The following is a 19545-nucleotide window of genomic DNA, read 5'->3' as shown; positions in this document are numbered from 1 at the left end:
CGCCGCCGATGGCCATAGGTAAGAACACCGCATTGATACATCAGGCGTTTTAAGAGCATTACATTTAAATCTTGGGCCCCATCGGGATAATGTCGGGGAGCGAGTGTGGGTCCGCGCCGATCGGTGAAGCGACAGCAGAGAGTATGGCCATGATCGCGACGTGGGGATTTTACTTTTTCGGCTCGCCGCCAGAGGACGGCGTCGAGTTGGCCGAGGCTGACTATCAGCGGATTTTCGACCAGTACGTCGATCTCTGGGTGCGCTGCGAGGCCTGGGGTTTCGATGGCGTGACCTGGGCCGAGCACCATTTCAACCCGGGTACTCTGTCGCCGTCGCCGAACCTGCTCGTTGCCGCGGTTGCCGCGCGAACGACTAGGCTGCGCTTCACCATCCTCGGCACGGTATTGCCGATGAACAACGTCAGGCGGTACGCCGAGGAGTGCGGCATGCTCCGGTACCTGACCCACGGCCGGTTCGAACCCGGCATTGGGCCCGGCGCCGGTGCCGCGGAGGCCATGCGTGACGGCATGACGTGGGAGGAGGTGCGCCCTCGCTATTACAGCGGCGCCGAGCTGCTGAGAAAGGCCATCGCAGGCAAGCGAGTAACCCATCAGGACGAGTTCTACAACCTCGACAACGTTCCGCTCGAACCGCCAATCCATCTCGGGCCGGGGCAATCGGTATGGACGACGGTGCTCTCACCCGACTCGGCCGCCTGGGCCGCCGAACGCGGGTTCAAGATCGCGACCGCGTGGCATCCCGTCGAGAAGGCTACCGCGGTGGCCGGTAGGTATTACGAAGCCGCCGACGCCGCCGGGGTCCGGGTCGATCCGTCGATGTTGGGTCTGCGACGCAGGGTCTTCGTCGCCGAGACCGACGCTTTGGCCCATGAAATTTGGGAAGAGTCAGTCGATCTCGTCGGAGCCCACGCTGGATCGATGTTCGAAACCCAGGATCCAGCCATCTTGAAAATGTTTGATATCCCCGACGACTTTGCGATCGGCTCGCCCGAAACGGTGGCCGAACGGCTCATCGACCAGTGCCAGGCCGGCGGCTTCGGCACGCTCTTTGCGTTCACGGACTTCGGCGGCTTCACGCCCGAAGTCCTGGCCCGTTCCCACGAACTGATCGGCACCAAGGTCGCTCCGCTTCTGCGCTCCGCCGACGTCAAAGGCGGCGGTCGCGGCACAAACGTTGACCTCGACGAACTTGCCGAAGCCAGCGCAGCGCACATACGAAGCGTCAGCGCCGATCGCAAGTGAGGCCGTCGCTCTCGACGACCGTCTGCCCCATTGTCGCGATTGGAGCGCGCTGAAGAGACGGAGAGCTGTGCGGAAATGATTTGGACCAGACCCGGCGGCCTTGGGTCAACGGGCGATTCTCACATCGGTCGGTAAGCTACCTGAGTGCCAAGAGATGGCGGTCCAACCCGGGAGAAGTTGCTAGACGCTGCGCTCAAGCTTTGGGCGGTGCGGGGGTTGGAGGGCACGACGCTGGCTGACATCAATGAAGCCGCCGGTCAGCGCAACACCTCGGCCATCCAATATCACTTCGAGGGCCGCGATGGCCTCATCCGTGCGATCTATCAGCGGTTCGTGCCACCCCTTACCGAGCACTATGAGGAGCTGGTCCAACGGGCGAGAGCCTCCAAGCGGGTGCGGCCCGCGGCGGAGGCCATCGTGCTGCCTTTGGGCAGACTGCTTACGGGCGATTGGCGCGATCGCGCATTTGTGGAGCTCTTCGCTCAAATGTTCGCCGGGACCCGCATCAGCGATCCGCAGTGGGCCGATTTGACCGGAATCCGTCTGGTCCGCCGGAATGGCGAAGGCGAAATAGGTGAGGCCGAGGCTTTGCTTCTCGACCGCATCGCCCCGTTGCCAGAACCGCTCGGCTCCATCCGCATGACCGTTGCGGGGACTTTCGTCGCGCGCTCATTGGCCGATTTCGCGCGCCATTGGGACAAATACGGCCCAGAGCAATCGGAAGACCCACAACTGTTCATCTCCAATCTGGTGGACATGTTCATCGCGACCATGACCGCCCCGGTCTCGGCAAGCACGTCAGCGATGCTCGCCACGGTGAATGAGAAACGCGGCCGGCGTTCTCGAAGTGTCAACGGCCGAACCGCCCGGCGAGCCGGGGATGGACAACCACTAAAGCGCAAGCAGCGCTAGGCGTTAGCAACGCTGCAGCCTTCCGGTTGTGATGCTCTCTTGATAATGTCCATCCATGACTACAACCGGGTCACGCAGGCAGACACCGAAGGCTTGGTCACTCGACAACTACCGCGAGGAGTGGCCCCGGGTGGGCGCGGTCGCTGCGATGGCACTGGCCGGCGCAAGTGTGCTGGTCGGGCGCAAGCAACTGACCAACCTGCGTGCCCTGTCGGTGATGAATGCCCTCGCGCTGGCGGTCCACCAATACGAGGAGTACGTCGACCCCGGCTACTTCGCCGGTCAGTTCAACGCCGGCGTCGTGCGCAGCAAGCAACCCCGCAATTACCCGCTGAACAGGCAATCATCACTGTGCATCAATACCGTCCTCGCATACCCCTTCTATCTCGCGCCGATCATCTTCCCCCGGCTCAAATGGTTGGGGCTGCCGCCGATGCTGTTCGGCCTCTTCCAAGCCGTCGACCACGGAATAGTCATGCCCGCCCTGGCGCGCTCCAAGTACAGCCCCGGCTTCCTTGCCGCCAGCCTGCTGCACGTTCCGATCGGCCTTACTTACATCCGGGCACTGCGCACTGAGGGACCGATCGACCGCGGCACCTGGCGCAAGAGCATCGGCGTCACAACGCTCTTCTTCGCCGCCTTGATGGTTCCGTTGTTCGGCTACCTCGACAAGAACAGCCCCTATACCTTCAGCGCCAAACACATGGGCCGCTACGACACCGGCACACATCCGGTCCCCACCAGCACTATCGACTCGGCTTAGGCGTTCCGCTTCTCTCGGTGGCTGAAGTGGTTGCCATTTGCTGACGAGCCGTTAGCCAGCATGAACTAATGATGTGTCATCACTAGAAATAACGGTAGCCCATTACTATAGGCTGGCGTGCGCGGGAACGACTGATGTCGCGTGGCCCCGCCGCGCTGCCCGCCTTCACCGCTAGGAGGAACCGATGGCAGAGCACCAGGTCGCCGAGTCGGAAGCAGCGACCAGTGAAGTCCGCAACATCCGGGGCGAGGACATTGAGGTGGCTCTCCGCAAGGCCGCCCCGATCGACGAGGAGGGCGCGCTCGAACCGGGCCGAAGCGTTGTGGATGGGATTGTTTACGACCGCGACGTGGCCGTTCAATTACGCGACGGCACGACCATTTACACCGATGTGTATCGCCCAGCCGGCGCCACCAATCTGCCCGCGATCATCGCGTGGAGCCCCTACGGCAAACGCGCGGGTTACGCCCGCAAGACGTTCATGCCGGGCGTGCCGCCGGGGACCTACTCGGACATGACGAAGGCCGAAGGCCCCGACCCGGCGTACTGGTGCTATCACGGGTACGCGATCATCAATCCCGACGCCCGGGGCGCCGGCAATTCCGAGGGCACTATCCACATATTCGGCTCAGGCGAAGGCCGAGACTGCGCCGACCTCGTCGAGTGGGTGGCGGCCCAGGAGTGGAGCAACGGCAAAGTCGGCATGTCGGGCAATTCCTGGTTGGCCGTCAGCCAGTGGTTCACCGCGGCCGAACAGCCGCCCCACCTGACGTGCATTGCACCCTGGGACGGGTTCGTCGACACCTACGACTCCCTGTTCTGCGGCGGCGGCGTGCCCGAGATCGGCTTCACCGGGATGGTCGCCAGCATGCTCCAGGGGCAAGGGCATCTCGAGGACGCCGTCGCTATGAACCGCAAGCACCCATTCATGGACACCTACTGGGAGGACAAAGTAGTCGCCCTCGACAAGATCGAGATCCCGACCTACGTCTGCGCCGGGTGGACCAACCCGTTACATACAAAAGGGTCCATCGAAGGGTTTCGACGGATCGCGTCCGACGAGAAATGGCTGCGCGCACATCGCGAGTTCGAATGGCCGGATTACTACTCGTGGCAGAGCCTGGAGGACTTGCGGAGGTTTTTCGACCGCTACCTGAAGGGCATCAGGAACGGCTGGGAGCTGACACCCCCGGTGCGCATCGACGTGATGGACGCGGGCGACACTAACTACCAGTCCGAGCGCGCGGAGAAGGACTTCCCGCTGGAGCACACAAAATATCAGCAGCTGTTCCTCGACGCCGAGAACCACACGTTGACGCCCAGCCCCGTGGACCACGAATCCGCCGTTGCTTACAAAGCCGAGGACGGGCTGGTGTCCTTCGACATGCCGTTCGACCAGATCACCGAGCTGACCGGATACATGAAGTTGCGTTTGTGGGTCGAAGCTCGAGATGCGGACGACATGGACCTTTTCGTGGCCGTCCAGAAGGCCGACGCCGACGGCACCTTCGTGCCCATGGAGTATCTTGGCTTCCCCCATGCCGGTGCGCTCGGACTTCTGCGGGTGTCACATCGCGAACTCGACGAAAAACGGTCGACACCGGCCGAACCCGTCGTCACCCATCGCCGCGAGCAGCTTCTGGAGGCCGGGCAGATCGTGCCGGTGGACATTGCCATTTGGCCGTCGAGCAGAATCTGGTATCCCGGTGAACGATTGCGCGTCGTCGTATCGGGTCACCGCACCCCGGCCTGGTTCCTGCCGTTCGCCTGGGAGCTGCGCAACCGCGGAGAGCACGTGATTCACGCGGGCGGAAAATACGATTCGCACCTGCTCGTCCCAGTTATCTCGGGACGCCGCTTAACCGAAACTGGCTCGGCGCAAGCAGAAGCGGGCGCGCGGCTGTTTGGACAATTCGACCACTGATGAGCGCGGCCACCGAAACTGACCGGGTCGCGGCTCTCGCCCGACCGGTCGTGGCCGATCACGACCCGAAATCCGTGCCCGTCTCCGAATTCCTCGGCGCCTGCTACGACACCGGGCTGTCATCGGTGCACTTCCCAAAGGGGCTCGGCGGCCTTGGCCTATCGCATTTCCTTCAGGCGGTCGCCGACGAAATCTTGCACGCCGCCGGCGGTCCCGTTTCGCCGGCGATGCGCCCGATGGAGTACGGGATGGCCGCACCGACGGTGTGCGAGCACCCGCGCGGTTTACGCAGAGATGGGCGAAAACTCGCTCTGCAACGTGCCCTCGGCCTCGGCGGCGCGTGCGTCGTGACGCTATGCGAATCTGTTGGTACCCGATGACTGCGGTTCGTGTAGCGATCGTGGGCGCCGGGATCGGTGGCCTCACGGCCGCGCTTGCGCTGCAGTCCATCGGGGCCCAGGTGGAGGTCTATGAGCAGGCCCGCCAGCTCGGTGATGTCGGTGCGGGACTGGGACTTTCGCCTTCCAGCATGCGGGTGCTGGATCGGCTCGGCGTCGGCGACGAAATCCGCCGAGTCGCGGCTCCGCTAGACGGACTCTGGTTCCGTCAGCCGGACGGGACTGTCGTCGGGCAGATGAACACCAACTCCGCGGGCTCTCAGATGGCCTTGTATCGTCCCGATTTGATCGCAACGTTAACCGCCGCCCTCGGTGGTGGAGTGCTTCACACCGGGCACCGTTGCATCTCCTTCAGCCAAGGCGAGCGGGTGGCTCGGGTTGTCTTCGACAACGGCGTGATCGCGGAGGCCGACGTCGTCGTAGCTGCCGACGGCATCCATTCGGTGCTGCAACGCCACGTCGTGCAACCACGACCCCCGGTGTTCTCCAACAAGGTGGCCTACCGCGGGATAATTCCGGCAGACCGACTGCCCGACTTGCCGCGTCGCGACGCCGTGATGTGGAACGGCCAAGAGAAGTACTTCCTGACGTACGCGCTACGTTCGGGCGAGCTCAGGAATTTCGTGGGATTCGTACCCGCCGATCAACAGATGCGTGAATCCTGGTCGGCGCCGGGCGATCCCGCTGTCCTGGCCGCCGAGTTCGCCGGCTGGGACCCACAGCTGGAGGCGCTACTGCAGCAGGTCGACACCACCTTCCGGTGGGGACTCTACGACCGCGACCCGTTGCCCCGCTGGACGCGCGGCCGGCTCACCTTATTAGGCGACGCGGCCCACGCGATGCTGCCGCATATGGGTCAGGGTGGGAACCAGGCCATCGAGGATGGCATGGCACTGGCGGTTTTGATCCGAGGACTCGACGCCGGCGATGTCCCCGACGCACTGATCCGCTACGAGGATCTCCGGCGTAGCCGAACCGCGATGATCCAACAAGGCTCGCGCGCCAACGGGCAACTCTTGGATTCGGGGGAGGCCAACATGGCGCAACGGCCTAGCGACGACTACGACATCGAGGCCGAAGCCGAGGCTCGCCGCTGAGCGGCAGCCATAGGAGAATGTCTGGGCGGACAATGGTTTCGACGCGTGCGGTCGTTGTAGGTGCGGGCATCGGTGGCCTCACGGCCGCGCCCGCGCTCGCGCCGCTGGCGACCGTCCGCCGCACAGGTCCACATAACGTGCATCTGCGGTTGCTAATCGACGCGCGTCGCCGCCACTGCCCAAAATGGCATGTAAATCCGGTTGTCGGTCAACAGCGGCCCGATAACCTCAAGCTGGTGCAGCAGCCGTTTGGACCGCTCCGCGAGCTCGGGATTTCCCTCGCTCTGCACTGCCGACAATCGGGCGAACGACTCCGGGACATAGTTGTTGACCCAGCTGCCGGGGCCAATGTAGTCGATCCGCCACCCTGCCGGCGGAAGCACGCGCTCGAAATTATCCGCCGACACCAGCCCGCACTGGATGCCGTTGATGTTGTGCATTCCCATTTCGAACATAAACAGCCGCGCGCCCGGCTTGGTCGCCCGGTGCAGCGCGGCCATGTACCCGGCCTGCGTGTCCTCGTCGGTAAACACGTGGTAGAAGGCGCAGTCCACCACCGTGTCGAACCGATTCTCCAGCCCATCCAGCTTGCTGGCATCAGCTACGCGGAAGTCGACGCTCACTCCGGCCCGTGCCGCGTTGGCCTTTGCCCGCTCGATCCCCGCACTAGAGGAGTCGATTCCGGTGACTGAATAACCCTTCGACGCGTAGTAGATCGCATGATGGCCGGGACCGGTTCCCGGATCGAGCACCTCGCCCCTGACCCCACCGAAGGCCACCAGCTGCTGCACGATAGGCTGCGGCCCTCCGATATCCCAGGGCGCCACCGTGGGCTCGTCGCGATAAAGCGCATCGAAATCCGGCAGGCCGACCTCATTAGACATGCTCACCAGGCTACACGCCGACCCAGCCGTGTGGTTATTGACTACTAATATCCGACGTGTCCGCCGCGAGTGTGATCGCCAGCCCGATCTTGGCGGTCCGGCCTTTGGTGATGATGTCGCGCAGAATGCGTGGCGACAGGCCGAAATTCAGCGTCCACGGCCACCACCGAACCCCCAGCCACCCGACGATTCCGTATTTGCGCGCCAACAGGTCTCGAACGTGGGCGGTGCCGACCGCATCGAGAAGTTCGGCGCGCCCCCGGACGGCCGGGCCGCGAGGGCTACCGCCATGTGTACACGGCTGAACCAGAACCTCGGAATTATGACGGATCCGCTTGACTTTGAGAGACTCGGTTTCGGTCCACACAAACAGCCGGTCCGCTTCCGAAGCAGCCCATACCGGTGAACTCACCGCGCTGCCGTCTTTGCGGAACGTCGTCAGCAGGACGTACCGCGCACTGTGAAGATCGCCGACCCCGGCCACACTCAATCCTCTCGTGCTGACCCGACGTTGAGCGAACTAGGGTCTCAAGATCCGCTGGGCGGCACTAACCCGATGACTTCGCCGATTGACTTGTCGGCGGTCAGGCCAACGACCCGGTCCAGCCCTATTGCCGAGAACCGCAGCGAGTAACCGTAGTAATGGACCAGCAGGCCGAGGACGGCGAGGATCCACTCTGGAGTCCATGCCTCGGCGGCCGCATCCCAAAGCTCGTCGGTCATTTCCCATTCGAACGCCGCCTTGACGAACTTGAGCGCAAGCCGCTCGTCGTCGGTCCAAATGTCGGCGTCGGGCATGTCGAGCAGCAACAGCTTGGTGCGCGTGATGCCGGCACCCTCGGATGCCCAGCCGCCCATGATCGTGCGCGTCCAGCCGTTGCGCATGTGCACGCAATGCAGCCAGGACGACATCAACATGTACCGCTTGTACTGCTCGCTCTTGGGCTGATCGACCGGCACCCCGCGCTTGATGACTTCCGCTGGCGGAGTTTTGGGATCGATCCCCAAGACGAGCGCCATGAGCACCGACCAATACTCGACATCGGCGCCATAGATTTCCGGGACGGTGCCGTAGAACAGATTTTCGCCATACCGCGATGGCGTTTTCATGACCTCGGGCCAACCCGTGATCTTGCTGTGCTCCTTCACCCGTCTGATCAGTTCGTCGTTGTCGATGTGGGGCAGGCGCAGCTTGAACGGCTTCTGTTCGGCAGGGGAAGGCAACTTGTCACTCCTTGATTACGTGCGCGGAACACCAGCGAACCAAACTGCTCGCCGTATTAGCGAACGCTAGTCTAAAACGGACGGTGGCGGAAGGGGCACCGTGATTGGGCTCAGATGATCCAAATCAAGACATTAGTCACCACTAGCCGTCCTTGCGGCTCGGCGTCCTTCGGGCTTGGCACGACGGCGGAAATCGCTCATCGGGACTGAGCGAAGACGTGGTGCTATACAACGAAACTCGTGATCCGAAGCCACCACCGGGCCGCGTCCACATGGTCTTCCAGCTGCGTTTGGGTGGCGCGCTTCAAGACAACCGCGTGATCGGTTACGAAGGTGCGCCGGTTAAGGAGTTCGACGCCGGCGAGCGACAAACTACTCGGTCTGGTCAAGCCCTCCTGCCTCCCTGTCCGGTCCCCGATCGGCGCGGCTGGCCCAGGTCGAAGAACATTCCGATGCAACGTACTGCTGCTGGGTCGGCAGCCCGCAAAAGATCGGCCTTTCACTCATGGACCCGAGGCCCAGTGATGATGGCCCAATTCGATCACCACTGGGGGATCTTGCTGAGCAACAGAGGGCCGACGACGTTTCATATCCACACCATCGTGCCGACGCCGAATGGCACGCCTACGGCAACGATCTACTCCGCCAGCACTACACCGCTCACGACCACGGGACGGGGTGCCACGTTCATCCGCGCACATAAGGCGCGGATCGCAACCAACTGACAGCAGGCCGCTGGTGAGCTACGGGCGACCGAGTGCGGCGAGCGGGTTGTGAGTTGCCTCCTCTTCGGCGAAGCCCGCGGGGTCCAGGACGATTCGGTGCAGGAAAGACTCCATGACAGCCACGGCAGGTTCGAGCAGACTCGGTGTGGCGTCGAACTCGTGCAGGGAGTCAGCCAGGATGTGCAACTCCGCAGTAACCCCGGCAGCTCGCAACGCCTCGAAAAGGCGGAAACTCGCCGCCGGCGCCACCACCATGTCGTCGGTGCCGGCGAAGATTAACGTCGGCGGAAGCGCCGAGTTCACCTGGTTGATCGGACTCGCCTGCGCCGCTTGCTCTTCGGTCGCCGCAGGTCCCAGCAGCATCGACGCCGGCGTGGTGCCGTCCTCACCGCGCGCCGCCTGAATCATCTCGGCCATGATCTCCGGGGTCGGCGGCCCATCGGTGGGAAGCGCCGGCATATCCCGAATAACGAACTCCACCAATGGGTAGTAAGCGATGACCGCGGCGATGCGCGCCTCCAGCTTGTCCGCCGCTGCGGCCGCCATCAATGCCAGTTGTGCGCCGGCGCTGTGGCCTTGCACGACAATCCTGTCCGCCTCGACGCCAATCTCTTGGGCGTGAGCCGCTGTCCAGGAAATCGCTTCCTGAAGGTCGTCGAGCGGATCAGGCCATGTGGTGGTGGTGTCGTTGATCAAACGGTATTGCACCGCGATGGCGGCAAACCCGCGCCGCGCCAACGCAGCGCACCGCGGTGCCAGCAGCTTGCGATCACCTTGCCGGAAGCCCCCACCGTGCACGAGCAACACCGCGGTGCGGTGATCGCTCGGGCTGGTGGGTTGATAGATATCGAGATGCAAATCCTGGCCGTGCGTGGTGCTATAAACGACGTCGAGACTGTCGCTCACTGGCTCACTTCGTCCTTCTTCAACCTCACGGGGTTGATCATTCTGCCGTGAGCCGCATCGAAGCCGTGGGCGTCCACGTTGGCGCTGGCAGCTCGTTTGCCCCCCTCCACCTTGGCCTTACGCAGAATCGGGGCGACCTTGGTGCCGATGAGCTCGTGTGAGCGGTACAGATCCTTCTCGGCGAAATCCCCGAAATCGGTGAAGCAGACAAGGTGGCCAAAGCCCCCGGCCTGGCACTGATCGATGAGCCGTTCGGCCACCGTTTCGGGTGACCCGATAGCGTAATCATCTGGATCCATAAGCATTTTGAAGATCGCCGGGTCCAAGCTTTCGAACGCAGTTCCAGCGTGGGCCTGCACAAGGTCGCCCGCCTCTTCTGCGAGCTCTTGAGCTAGGGCATCGGAGTCGGCGACGAAGACTCGACGTCGCAGACCGAGCATCGACGGATCAACCTTGCGCCCAGCGGCGTCAGCGGCTTCGTAGTAGCGACCGGCCACCGCCGCCGCGATGTCTGTCTTACTCCATGCCGTGCACATCCTGTACCCCCGCTCGGCAGCCCACGCCGCCGAATCCGGGGACAGCACTGTCACCCAGACCGCCTGATCCGGCCGCAAGCGAATCGGCGGCTCCAAAGGCACCTTTTCCAAGTTGTAGAACGCGTCCTTGTGGGTGACCGGGCCACCCGCCATTGCCTTCTGTAGCAGGTCGGCGCCGCTGTAATAGCGAGGCCGCGACTCCTCGGGCGGAATACCAATGGCGGCCAGCTCGATAACCCCGGCTCCCGGTGCGATCCCGGGTTCAAACCTGCCGTTGGTCATGTACTGCAGCATGCCGCACTCCTCGGCATACCGCCGGGCGTCGTTCAGCGGCAGCACCGCCCCCAAAGTGGTGAACTTCAGCGTCGTCGTTCGCGCCGCAACCGCGGCGACGAGCAAATTCACTGACGGCGAGATGGTGGACGCATTGAAATGGTGTTCAGCAAATGTCAGACCATCAAAGCCCCAACCCTCACACCGCGGCCAAAGATCCAGGTACCGGTCAAAGACCCGTTGGTAATCCTCTGTGGTGGACCCGGCGTCCATGACTTTCTTCGACAACCCGAAGATGTAAAAACCCCACGTCTCGATCATGACCATCCTTTGCCAATGCCGCTGCCGTCGCCTGCGGACGCGCAGTCTAGTGATGACGTTAGCAGCTGCTAATGGGAGTTTTCAATGTCGGTCTCTTACATCCCTGCCTATCTGCGTCAGCTTGCATGGAAACAGGCGCCACGGGGCTAGTCCGTGGACGGAGGCGCAGTCCCACGGGCACCGTGAGCGACCTGGCCTTAGGAGTTGCCCAGCTGATTGAGCGGGTGCGGCCGCGCTGCCGCTTCTGTCCGGCGACGCGATCTTCACCGGCACTCGGCAGGCGTCGGCGCCACGCGCCAGCCGCGGTAACGATCCCGAATCCGTCTTGAAGAGTCGTATCGAGGGCACCGGGACCATGTGAAATCCAACCGTTGCGACCGCATTTGAGTGAGTCTGGTACGGGCGAGGGCGAAAGCGACAAGTCGAGGCGCTGGCAACCGGTTGAGGGGCGAAGAAGTCGAAAGCCGGCCTGACAGTGGCGGTAGGCACTTCAGCCGACTTCAGCGGCGAGCTTCTGCACCGCATCGCCAAGCGCTGCCATTAACTCGGCGTTGTCTCGAGGGTGTCTGCCTCCCAATGACTTTACCGGTAGCGACAGGTTGATCGTGTCGACCACCCTGGCGCCGGCGATTCCGAACGATTTGCGGGTCTCGTTGTGCCCCCACACACCTCCGTACTGACCCATCGAGGTGCCGATCACGGCGAGCGGCTTGCCTTTCACGGCACCGGCACCGAAAGGTCGCGACAGCCAGTCAATCGCGTTCTTCATCACCGCGGGGATGCTGCCGTTGAATTCCGGTGTCACCACGAGCAGCGCGTCAGCCTCAGCAGCTGCGGTACGGAGGCCGACGACCGGGGCAGCAACATCAGGGCCGTCGATATCGTCGTTGTAGAACGGCAAATCGCCAAGGCCTTCGAAGACGCTCACCGTGACACCCGCCGGGGCCGCCCCGGCCGCAAGACCTGCGATCTGCCTGTTCAGTGATGCCGCGCGAAGACTTCCCACCAGCGCCAGAATCTTTGTGTTGGACATCGCTTGCTCTACTCCGGCTCACGGGTCGGTGTGTGCTGCAACGCTTTTGGACCAGCTGCCGGAACCCAGCCGCTGCGGACGAGCGCTTCGGCGGTCCAATCATTCGCCAGCTTCCCCCACAGCTGCTTGCTCCACTCGCGCACCCGTGCATCGTCAGGAACGTTCGGGTTTCCCCAGATCTCATGCAAACGCTGCGTCCAGCCTTCGATGCCGTGTTCCTTCAGGATGGGGTCCCTCAGGTCCGCGGCCCTGGCGCAATAGGCGTGATCGAACCTGTAACCCGGCCAGTCCCCATAGCCTTCTGGCATCTGATTCAGCACTTTCGCATACTCTTCGACGTTGCGCTTGTACTCGTCGAAGTCTTTGTAGAGCCACACGACGCAGTGGGTGTAACGCTCGGACACATCCCCGGACAGACGACCGACGAAGAAGATGAGTTCGGGCCACCAGTTCAACACCGTTTCTTCGAAGTGCTTCACGTCCTCATCGCTGGGAAAGTGAAAGAGATTGAGCACGACAAACGGAAGCTCTTTGCCGGCCGCTGGAGGCATGTGCCACACGGTGTCCAACTTTTACTCCAGTCGTTGTTAATCTATGGATATCGTTCGTAGCCAACAACATGCACAGGGCGGCAGAGCTGGTCAGTGCTCAAGCAGCACGGCCGCCGGTCAGGTGGCGACCTTGTCCTTGATGCGGGTGCGGGGATCGACGCCGCCAAGCCATTGCTGGGGGAAGCCGAGCTTCTCGCGCCAGATCGCCTGCACCATGTAGGGCGGCACTACGCTGCTCTTCAAGCAGGACAAACCAATGGCGCTGAGGTGGTATTCGACTTCCGGATTAGCCTTCGCCGCCTCGAGGTAGGGCTCCACCACTTTCGCGTGCCAACCGTCGTCGCCGAGCTCGGTGAGCTCTTTGTCGTCCCGGGGAATCAGGTTGCGCACTTCCATCGCCGCGACGTTCGGTGACAGGATGCGCAGGTTCCGCAGCAGGTTGTCGACATCCTTGGCTTCCGCCTGGGCGGCGGCGATGCCGTCGCGACGAAACACGCTGCCGAAGGTGAAGTGGGGATGGCCCCAGATTCGGCCTAAAAACGAGCCGCTGCCCGGCTCGATGCCCGGATACAACCTCTCGGGGCCCCGGGAACGCAGCTTCGACAACGTCGAGTAAGTCATACCCGGCTTGAACCGGTACAGCCACAACGTGTACATCATCTTCGGCGGATCTCCCTGTTCGGTCGTAGGTCAATTTTCGGCGCTTCGGGGTGGATTGCTGAGTCGAGATCAGCATGGATTCATCAGTCGATCGGCGCGCCCCACCATTCGTACGGGAATCCGAGACGTTGGCGCAGCGGTTCGAGGAAGACGGCCGGGAGTCCCGTGTACCACCCTTTCGCCAGCCCGTTGACGGTGTTGCGGTCAACGTAACGCTGGACGTATGGAGGCAGAGACTGATAGGACTCCGACCCCTCTCGGAGGGGCTCGGCGATATAGCTGGTGAGCTGATGGTGGATATACGCCTCGCCATGTTCGACGAGTTCAGGATCGTCGATGTCGATGATGTGGAAGCCGTGGTTTTGATCCCAGGCATCCGGTAACGCTTCAAACATCTCCGCGTATCCGAAACCGGTGGCCGGCTCGTCGCCTGCCGCGCGCTCCGCGACCTCGGCCTTATACGACTTCATCTGACCGGCCATGACAGCCGTGGAATCATGCCGGATGACTGACGACACGTCCAGGAACGGATTGCCGTGGGCTCGGGCCTCATTGGCGCTCGAGTCCTCGCGGATTTCCAACGGGTCTGCCATCAGGTTGAGCGCGTCATCGATTTGCTGTGTGTAATTGCTGTTGTATTTCCAGCCAACGACGTACCACATCGCCATATGAGTATCGGGCTTTCGTAGCTATCTAACGTGCGCGAAGTCTGCCTCGAGCAGTTCGGCCAGCTTGCCAGCGTTGACCTGCTCGACGGGCTTGAGGTAGCCGGCCCGTTCCTGCCAACCGTCCAAGAACTGCTGGTCGATTTCGATGCCGCCGAACACCTCCTCGACGGTGGGCCCGATCCGCGCGGCGATCTCGTTGAGATGGGTGCTATCGAGATTGAAGAATCGAATGGTGTTCTCTCCGAGAATTTTTCGGGCCTCATCCTCCGGCACGCCGGCGAATGCGTGCCGGATCCACTCGCGGGTGTGCGGCCAGGTGCTCTCCGGATGCGGGATGTCGGCGCCGAAACAGAAGTGATCGACACCGATCTCATGGCGCATCTGCACCTCGACCCGGTGCGGCGATGTCGGAGTGGTCGCGCAGTTGCGGTAGAAGTACTCCGTGGGGGTGAGCTCAAGGTGTTGGGCATGCTTGGCGAAGTGCTCATCCAGGATCTTCAGCGTCGCCGGAAGCCAGTCGGCGCGCAGCTCGGTGAGCATCAGCTTCAATGTCGGGTGCCGGTCGAAGACACCGCTGAGCATCAGCTGCCAAAGGCCCTGGCGTGGACCGACGTCCAACGCGAACGGCGAGTCTTCGTTGTTGGCGTCCATCATCTCCATCAGCATGTTGCCGAAGGATTCGAGATCGAAGCCGTCGGTGTCGACCGGTTTGCCCTCGGGGGTGAGGGCCAGGTCGAAGAACTTGGTGATCAAGCCCTGCGGCATGCCCCAGCCCACATGCAGGTTGATCACCAGACCGAGATCGGCGCATGCCGCCCAGAAGGGATCGTAGGACCGGTCATAGATCGGCGGTCTCTTTTCGGCCACATACCCGGGGAGAAAGACCGACACGAATCCGTGCTCCGCGAGCCAGTGGAGCTCGGCGACAGCCTCGTCCATGTCGAGGAGCTCCCCGGCGTAGCCCACCGGGAACAGACGCCCGTCGCCCTCGCTGATCACATCCGCCAGCCACCGGTGATAGGCCCGCAAGCCGGCGGCCCGGAGCTCCGCCGGGTAAACCTTGTTCGTCACCGTGAAAAACGGCTGCGTGTGATCGCTTCCGCATAGGAGGATCTCCCCGGCGATCCCCTGGTCGTCGAGCACCGCCAACCGCTTGGCCACATCACCGCCGAGGTCTGGCGGTGACACGTCACCGAGCTCGTAGACGCCCGGCACCGTCATGCTCTTCCGCTGCATTCCCGCCAGCATCAGGTTGCCGGCTTCCTCACCGGCCAAATCGTCTAGGCGATCGCGGTAGGCGGGATCGATGTAGGGCCGATACGCGTCGATGGCACCGCCGACATGCCCGTCTCCTGAAACCACCGTGATCCGCTGCACTTTGCCAGTCACTCCTACGTTGCTCAATGCGGCCGCTAGCCACGCTGCCGCGACCCGCTGCAGTGACACTACCGCTAGTGGTGACTAACCGCAATGACCTCGGTTGACCCGGTGTGATCGGCCCCAAGCTTCCGGTAATCCCTCGGCGCTAGCAGGGGTTTTCGTCTCGTTCCCCTGTCACGTTCGCTCGCCAAATTCACGGATGCTAACCTTCCGAAGCGACATAAGGAGGTCGGAGGCCGATGGCAATGTGGTATGTGTTTGGCGCCAGATACACCGAGAACTACACCGCCGAAATCGACGGCTTTTTGCACCGGCTAGATGACTTAGGGCTGTTGGGGATGGACGAGGGCAACAACCTTAATGAGGCCCGCGCCCACGGCAACCCGTTCTTCGACATCACCTCGATCATCCGTCAGGAAAACACGTCCGTCATGGGCGGACAGATGAAGACCTACGGTTCAGAAGACGAGGCTCGTGCAGCAGGTGAGGAGGCCCCCTCCGGGCACGGTTATCGGGAGTTGTTCGAGGTCCTGCCGGAAATCTGGGACCAGAACCACGGCTTCCACATCATCGACATCGACGATCCCGAACTGGTCGAGCACGGCGAGGCCTATATCCACGAGCAGCTAACCAGCTATGTCGCTGAACCTTTCCGCGAGGGCTCGGAGGTGGTACTGCCCCCTTACATCCGGCCCTATGTCGAGCGCAATACAGTCAATGGCCTTGCGAAGGGGTGGCACGGGGGCCTACCTGCCGTCTTTATCGAGCCACTACGTCAGCGCCTGGGATTTCCCTACGAGTGGTGGGGGGCACCGATCGACTGACGCCCATGTGCCCGACCCAGCTGCGGGTCGCCGGGTGGGCAGCGGTTGCTAAGTAGGTCAGACGTTCGCGAGTCGAGCGAAGTCTGATTCGAGCTCTCGGCGGATTTGGTCCTTATCGATCTCGTCGGCGGGACGGCGGTAACCTGCCCTGGCGTCGAAGTTGTCCAAAAGCCGAGGATCAAGGTCAGCGCCGGTAAACAGATCGCTGGGCTTGACCGCCAGTCGCGCCGCCGTCTTCTCGAGCTCTGCGCGATCCAAGTTGTAAACCCGAATGGCGTTCTCGCCCAGCACCATCCGCAGCTTGTCTTCGGGAACACCGCGAAACGCATCAGCGATCCACTGTCTGCTGTTGGGCCAGGTGGCCTCCGGATGGGGGATGTCGGCGCCGAACATGAACTTGGAAGCCCCGATCTGATCGAGCATTTCGACTTCGGCGCGATGCGGCGCTGACGGTGCGACAGCGCAGTTACGCTCGTAATACTCACTCGGTTTCAGCTCACACTTGCCCGGATGCTTAGCGAAGAGCTCATCCAAATACCTGATGGTGGCCGGCACCCAGTCGGCGCGGACCTCGGTCAACACCAGCTGCAACGTCGGAAACCGATCAAAAACACCCCCCAGTATCAACCGCCACAGCGCCTGCTGCGGATGCAGCGTCAACGCCAACGGCGAATCGGGATTCTTTGCATCGATCTTCTTCTCGCGCGCCAGCTTTTCCAAAGCCTCCATCGTCTCGCCGCCCTCCTCCGCCGAAGCGCCGGATTCGGGTTGCATCATGTTCGCACTCGCCCCTGGAGCAAGCTGGCGGAAAAATTGCATCGCGGCGCCCTGAGGCCTGCCCCAACCAGCGTGCACATTCAACGCCAGTCCCAGTTCCGCGCAGGTCGCCCACAACGGGTCGTACTCACGGCTTTCCAGGCCCGGCAAGCTCGGATCGGCGTTGTGGCCCGGCAGCGTGACCGAGACGAATCCGCGCTCGGCCAGGCCCGGCAGGTCCGCCACGCTGCCGGCGATATCGCCGGGATACAACTCCGCGTTGCCCACGATTCGGCCGCGCGCTGCGCTCAGGAACTCGCCCGCCCAGCGGTTGAAGGCACGGGCGCCCGCGGCGCGGACATCGGCCGGGTACGCATCACCCAAGCTGCTGAAAAACGGCGCCAGGCTGCCGTCATGGATGACGAACTCGCAGGCAATGCCCTCGGCGTCCAGTTCCTTGACCCGCTTGTCGACATCCCAGAACACTTCCGGCAGGCCCCTGCGCACCCCGCGCTCATCGACCACCCGGGCGACATCGGGCGGCAACTTGCCCAACTTCCCGAACACGACCGTCGCAAAAAACTGTTGGATCTCGGCCAAATCGCTGAGCCGGTCCCGGTACGCCGGATCGATATAGTCCCGATACTGCTCGAACGGCTGCCCGATGTGGCCATCGGTCGAAACGATCACCAATGGGTCATCCATGTTCACCGGCCCTCCAGCAAAGCAACCCTGCACTGATGCGCCTAGCGAGGATTTGCGAACGCTAACCCATTGCGCCTTCGCTTGTCCAGGATTGGCGACATGGACCGCCTCGCTCGTGCGCCAGAAGCGCCATCGTTGATTCCAAGTCGCCACTTGATCGGTAGGAGACGAGCTTGCCAATCCGCTGGATAGCTGCCTTCTCGGCCCCGTTAGCAGCCACAAAGCTGCGCTTGTTAGGGGATTTGGTCGTGACCGGTGAGCTGCACCGGCAGCACTGCGGGCTCCGAATTAGACGCAAAGGTGACGCGCCGCGTCAGCGCAATGTAGGTGATCAAGAGTAGTTCGATCACATTGTGCCACAGAGGATTTCGATCAGCGCACGGTGGGAGCCGCCGATCGCTGCCCGAAGATCGGCTCGCGAGCTGGCCGCCGGTCGGGTCTAGCCTCCGATCAGACGGATTACGCTGATCTAGATGGATGATGTTCGGAGCAGGCTGGCATACCCGGGACGTCAGCCCGCATGACTCCCCACGCAGTCATCTCGGGAGCCGGCATCGGCGGACCCGCACTGGCCCATCAACTCGCCACCCGAGGCTGGCGGACCACCGTCATCGAGCGTTTCCCCGAGCGCCGCGACGAGGGACAGAACATCGACGTGCGCGGCGCCGCACGCGAAGTCGCCCGCCGGATGGGCATCGAAGACGATCTTCGGGCGGCCGCCACCGGTGAAGTCGGTATGCGCTTCATCAACCCGGACGGCTCACCGGCGGCGTCTTTTCCTGCGAATGCCGGCGGCAAGATCGACGGGCCCACCGCGGAATTGGAGATCCTACGCGGAGAGATGTCTCGCATTTTGGTCGAGCACACCCGCGACCGCACCGATTATCGCTTCGCCACCCAGATCTCCGATCTCATCGACCATGGCGACCACGTGACCGCAACCCTGCACGATGGATCCGCCATTGACGCCGACGTCGTCGTCATCGCCGAAGGACTGCGCTCGCGATCACGCAAGTACGTCACCTCCGTCGAAGTCCACGAACTGGGCGTGTTCATCGCCTACCTCACCATCGCCCGCCAGGACACCGACGACCAATGGTGGAACTGGCAACACGCACCGGGCTCCCGCTCTGTGCACCTGCGGCCGGACAACCTCGGCACCACCCGCGCCATACTGAGCTTCTTGTCCGACGTGCGCGGCCTCGAGGACCTCGGCAGAGCCGATCAAATCTCCATTTTGCGCCGGACCTTTGCCGACGTCGGCGGCGTCGCTCCGCGCGTACTCGCGGAACTCGACGGAGACGCACCGCTCTACTTCGAAGCCATGGGCCACCTACGGGCCCCCAACTGGAGCAAGGGCCGCATAGCGCTGCTCGGCGACACCGCGTTCTACAACGCAGACGGTGGCGGCACCAGTCTTGCCCTCATCGAGGCCTACGTCCTGGCCGGAGAACTATCCCGAACCGACGACCACTGTGCCGCACTAATCCGGTACGAACAATTCATGCGTCCCCACGTCGACGCCACTCGGCACGTCAGCGCCCGCCTGCTACGGCGCATCAGCCCCCGCACCCCAGCGGGCATCAGCGCACTACACGCAGCCGCCCGGCTCGCCGCAAGTCCCGTCGGTCGAGCTGCCATGAACCTGCTCGGCAAGAGACTCGTCAACGTCGCGGCCGACAAAATCGACCTGCCCGATTATCCAGATACCGAATGCATGAAACGCCCCAAGTAGTGCGCAGG

Annotated in this window: 18 protein-coding genes and 1 pseudogene; 8 read left to right on the top strand and 11 right to left on the bottom strand. The window is 62.8% G+C overall.

Going from position 1 to position 19545, the window contains the following annotated elements; translation table 11 throughout:
• Positions 1 to 143: 143 nt before the first annotated feature.
• From AWC19_RS14185 to AWC19_RS14160, 6 genes and pseudogenes are all read left to right on the top strand, one after another.
• Positions 144 to 1262: an LLM class flavin-dependent oxidoreductase gene (locus AWC19_RS14185; RefSeq protein ID WP_158090875.1), complete on the top strand. Its 1119-nt coding sequence runs from the start codon at positions 144 to 146 to the stop codon at positions 1260 to 1262.
• A 144-nt stretch (positions 1263 to 1406) separates the two neighbouring features.
• The gene (locus AWC19_RS14180) at positions 1407 to 2174 is read left to right on the top strand and encodes a TetR/AcrR family transcriptional regulator (protein WP_085078691.1); all 768 of its coding nucleotides are present in this window, start codon (positions 1407 to 1409) and stop codon (positions 2172 to 2174) included.
• Between the two features lie 130 nt (positions 2175 to 2304).
• Positions 2305 to 2937: an HXXEE domain-containing protein gene (locus tag AWC19_RS14175; protein ID WP_158090873.1), complete on the top strand. Its 633-nt coding sequence runs from the start codon at positions 2305 to 2307 to the stop codon at positions 2935 to 2937.
• 184 nt (positions 2938 to 3121) lie between these two features.
• Positions 3122 to 4861: a CocE/NonD family hydrolase gene (locus AWC19_RS14170; protein ID WP_085078689.1), complete on the top strand. Its 1740-nt coding sequence runs from the start codon at positions 3122 to 3124 to the stop codon at positions 4859 to 4861.
• Positions 4861 to 5136 (top strand): annotated as a pseudogene (locus AWC19_RS14165) (acyl-CoA dehydrogenase family protein); the annotation flags it as partial. The gene AWC19_RS14170 and the pseudogene AWC19_RS14165, both read left to right, overlap by 1 nt.
• Positions 5137 to 5237: 101 nt before the next feature.
• A complete protein-coding gene (locus AWC19_RS14160; RefSeq protein WP_158090872.1) occupies positions 5238 to 6356 on the top strand; it encodes an FAD-dependent monooxygenase in 1119 nt (372 codons plus the stop codon).
• Positions 6357 to 6508: 152 nt separating this feature from the next.
• On the opposite strand, the gene AWC19_RS14155 is transcribed toward AWC19_RS14160, so the two are convergent.
• The 10 genes from AWC19_RS14155 to AWC19_RS14110 form a co-directional block, all read right to left on the bottom strand.
• Entirely contained in the window at positions 6509 to 7240 is a 732-nt protein-coding gene (locus AWC19_RS14155) for a class I SAM-dependent methyltransferase (protein ID WP_085078687.1), read from the bottom strand.
• A gap of 34 nt (positions 7241 to 7274) precedes the next feature.
• A complete protein-coding gene (locus tag AWC19_RS14150) occupies positions 7275 to 7724 on the bottom strand; it encodes a PPOX class F420-dependent oxidoreductase (protein WP_085078686.1) in 450 nt (149 codons plus the stop codon).
• Between the two features lie 44 nt (positions 7725 to 7768).
• A complete protein-coding gene (locus AWC19_RS14145; RefSeq protein ID WP_085078685.1) occupies positions 7769 to 8464 on the bottom strand; it encodes a carboxymuconolactone decarboxylase family protein in 696 nt (231 codons plus the stop codon).
• Positions 8465 to 9207: 743 nt separating this feature from the next.
• A complete protein-coding gene (locus AWC19_RS14140; protein ID WP_085078684.1) occupies positions 9208 to 10095 on the bottom strand; it encodes an alpha/beta hydrolase in 888 nt (295 codons plus the stop codon).
• Positions 10092 to 11225: an LLM class flavin-dependent oxidoreductase gene (locus AWC19_RS14135; protein ID WP_158090871.1), complete on the bottom strand. Its 1134-nt coding sequence runs from the start codon at positions 11223 to 11225 to the stop codon at positions 10092 to 10094. The genes AWC19_RS14140 and AWC19_RS14135 overlap by 4 nt, the downstream gene beginning before the upstream one ends.
• A 490-nt stretch (positions 11226 to 11715) precedes the next feature.
• Positions 11716 to 12258, bottom strand: a complete 543-nt coding sequence (locus AWC19_RS14130) for an NADPH-dependent FMN reductase (protein ID WP_085078682.1) — start codon at positions 12256 to 12258, stop codon at positions 11716 to 11718.
• Between the two features lie 8 nt (positions 12259 to 12266).
• Positions 12267 to 12809 carry a hypothetical protein gene (locus tag AWC19_RS14125; RefSeq protein ID WP_142281169.1) on the bottom strand — a complete coding sequence of 181 codons (543 nt, stop codon included), beginning with the start codon at positions 12807 to 12809 and terminating at the stop codon, positions 12267 to 12269.
• Between the two features lie 117 nt (positions 12810 to 12926).
• Entirely contained in the window at positions 12927 to 13469 is a 543-nt protein-coding gene (locus AWC19_RS14120) for a hypothetical protein (protein WP_085078680.1), read from the bottom strand.
• An 83-nt stretch (positions 13470 to 13552) separates the two neighbouring features.
• The gene (locus AWC19_RS14115; protein ID WP_142281168.1) at positions 13553 to 14131 is read right to left on the bottom strand and encodes a hypothetical protein; all 579 of its coding nucleotides are present in this window, start codon (positions 14129 to 14131) and stop codon (positions 13553 to 13555) included.
• 27 nt (positions 14132 to 14158) lie between these two features.
• Entirely contained in the window at positions 14159 to 15526 is a 1368-nt protein-coding gene (locus AWC19_RS14110; RefSeq protein WP_211284926.1) for an amidohydrolase family protein, read from the bottom strand.
• A 230-nt stretch (positions 15527 to 15756) separates the two neighbouring features.
• On the opposite strand from AWC19_RS14110, the gene AWC19_RS14105 reads away from it, so the two are divergent.
• A complete protein-coding gene (locus AWC19_RS14105) occupies positions 15757 to 16341 on the top strand; it encodes a hypothetical protein (RefSeq protein ID WP_085078677.1) in 585 nt (194 codons plus the stop codon).
• Between the two features lie 57 nt (positions 16342 to 16398).
• On the opposite strand, the gene AWC19_RS14100 is transcribed toward AWC19_RS14105, so the two are convergent.
• The gene (locus AWC19_RS14100; RefSeq protein WP_245848976.1) at positions 16399 to 17802 is read right to left on the bottom strand and encodes an amidohydrolase family protein; all 1404 of its coding nucleotides are present in this window, start codon (positions 17800 to 17802) and stop codon (positions 16399 to 16401) included.
• A 520-nt stretch (positions 17803 to 18322) separates the two neighbouring features.
• Here AWC19_RS14100 and AWC19_RS14095 point away from each other — a divergent pair.
• Positions 18323 to 19537: an FAD-dependent monooxygenase gene (locus tag AWC19_RS14095; protein ID WP_085078675.1), complete on the top strand. Its 1215-nt coding sequence runs from the start codon at positions 18323 to 18325 to the stop codon at positions 19535 to 19537.
• Positions 19538 to 19545 lie beyond the last annotated feature (8 nt).

Origin of the sequence: Mycobacterium palustre (genome assembly GCF_002101785.1) — a bacterium.
Taxonomy (GTDB): domain Bacteria; phylum Actinomycetota; class Actinomycetes; order Mycobacteriales; family Mycobacteriaceae; genus Mycobacterium; species Mycobacterium palustre.
Note: the sequence above shows the minus strand (reverse complement) of the source record. Positions and strands in the feature narration are given on the sequence as shown.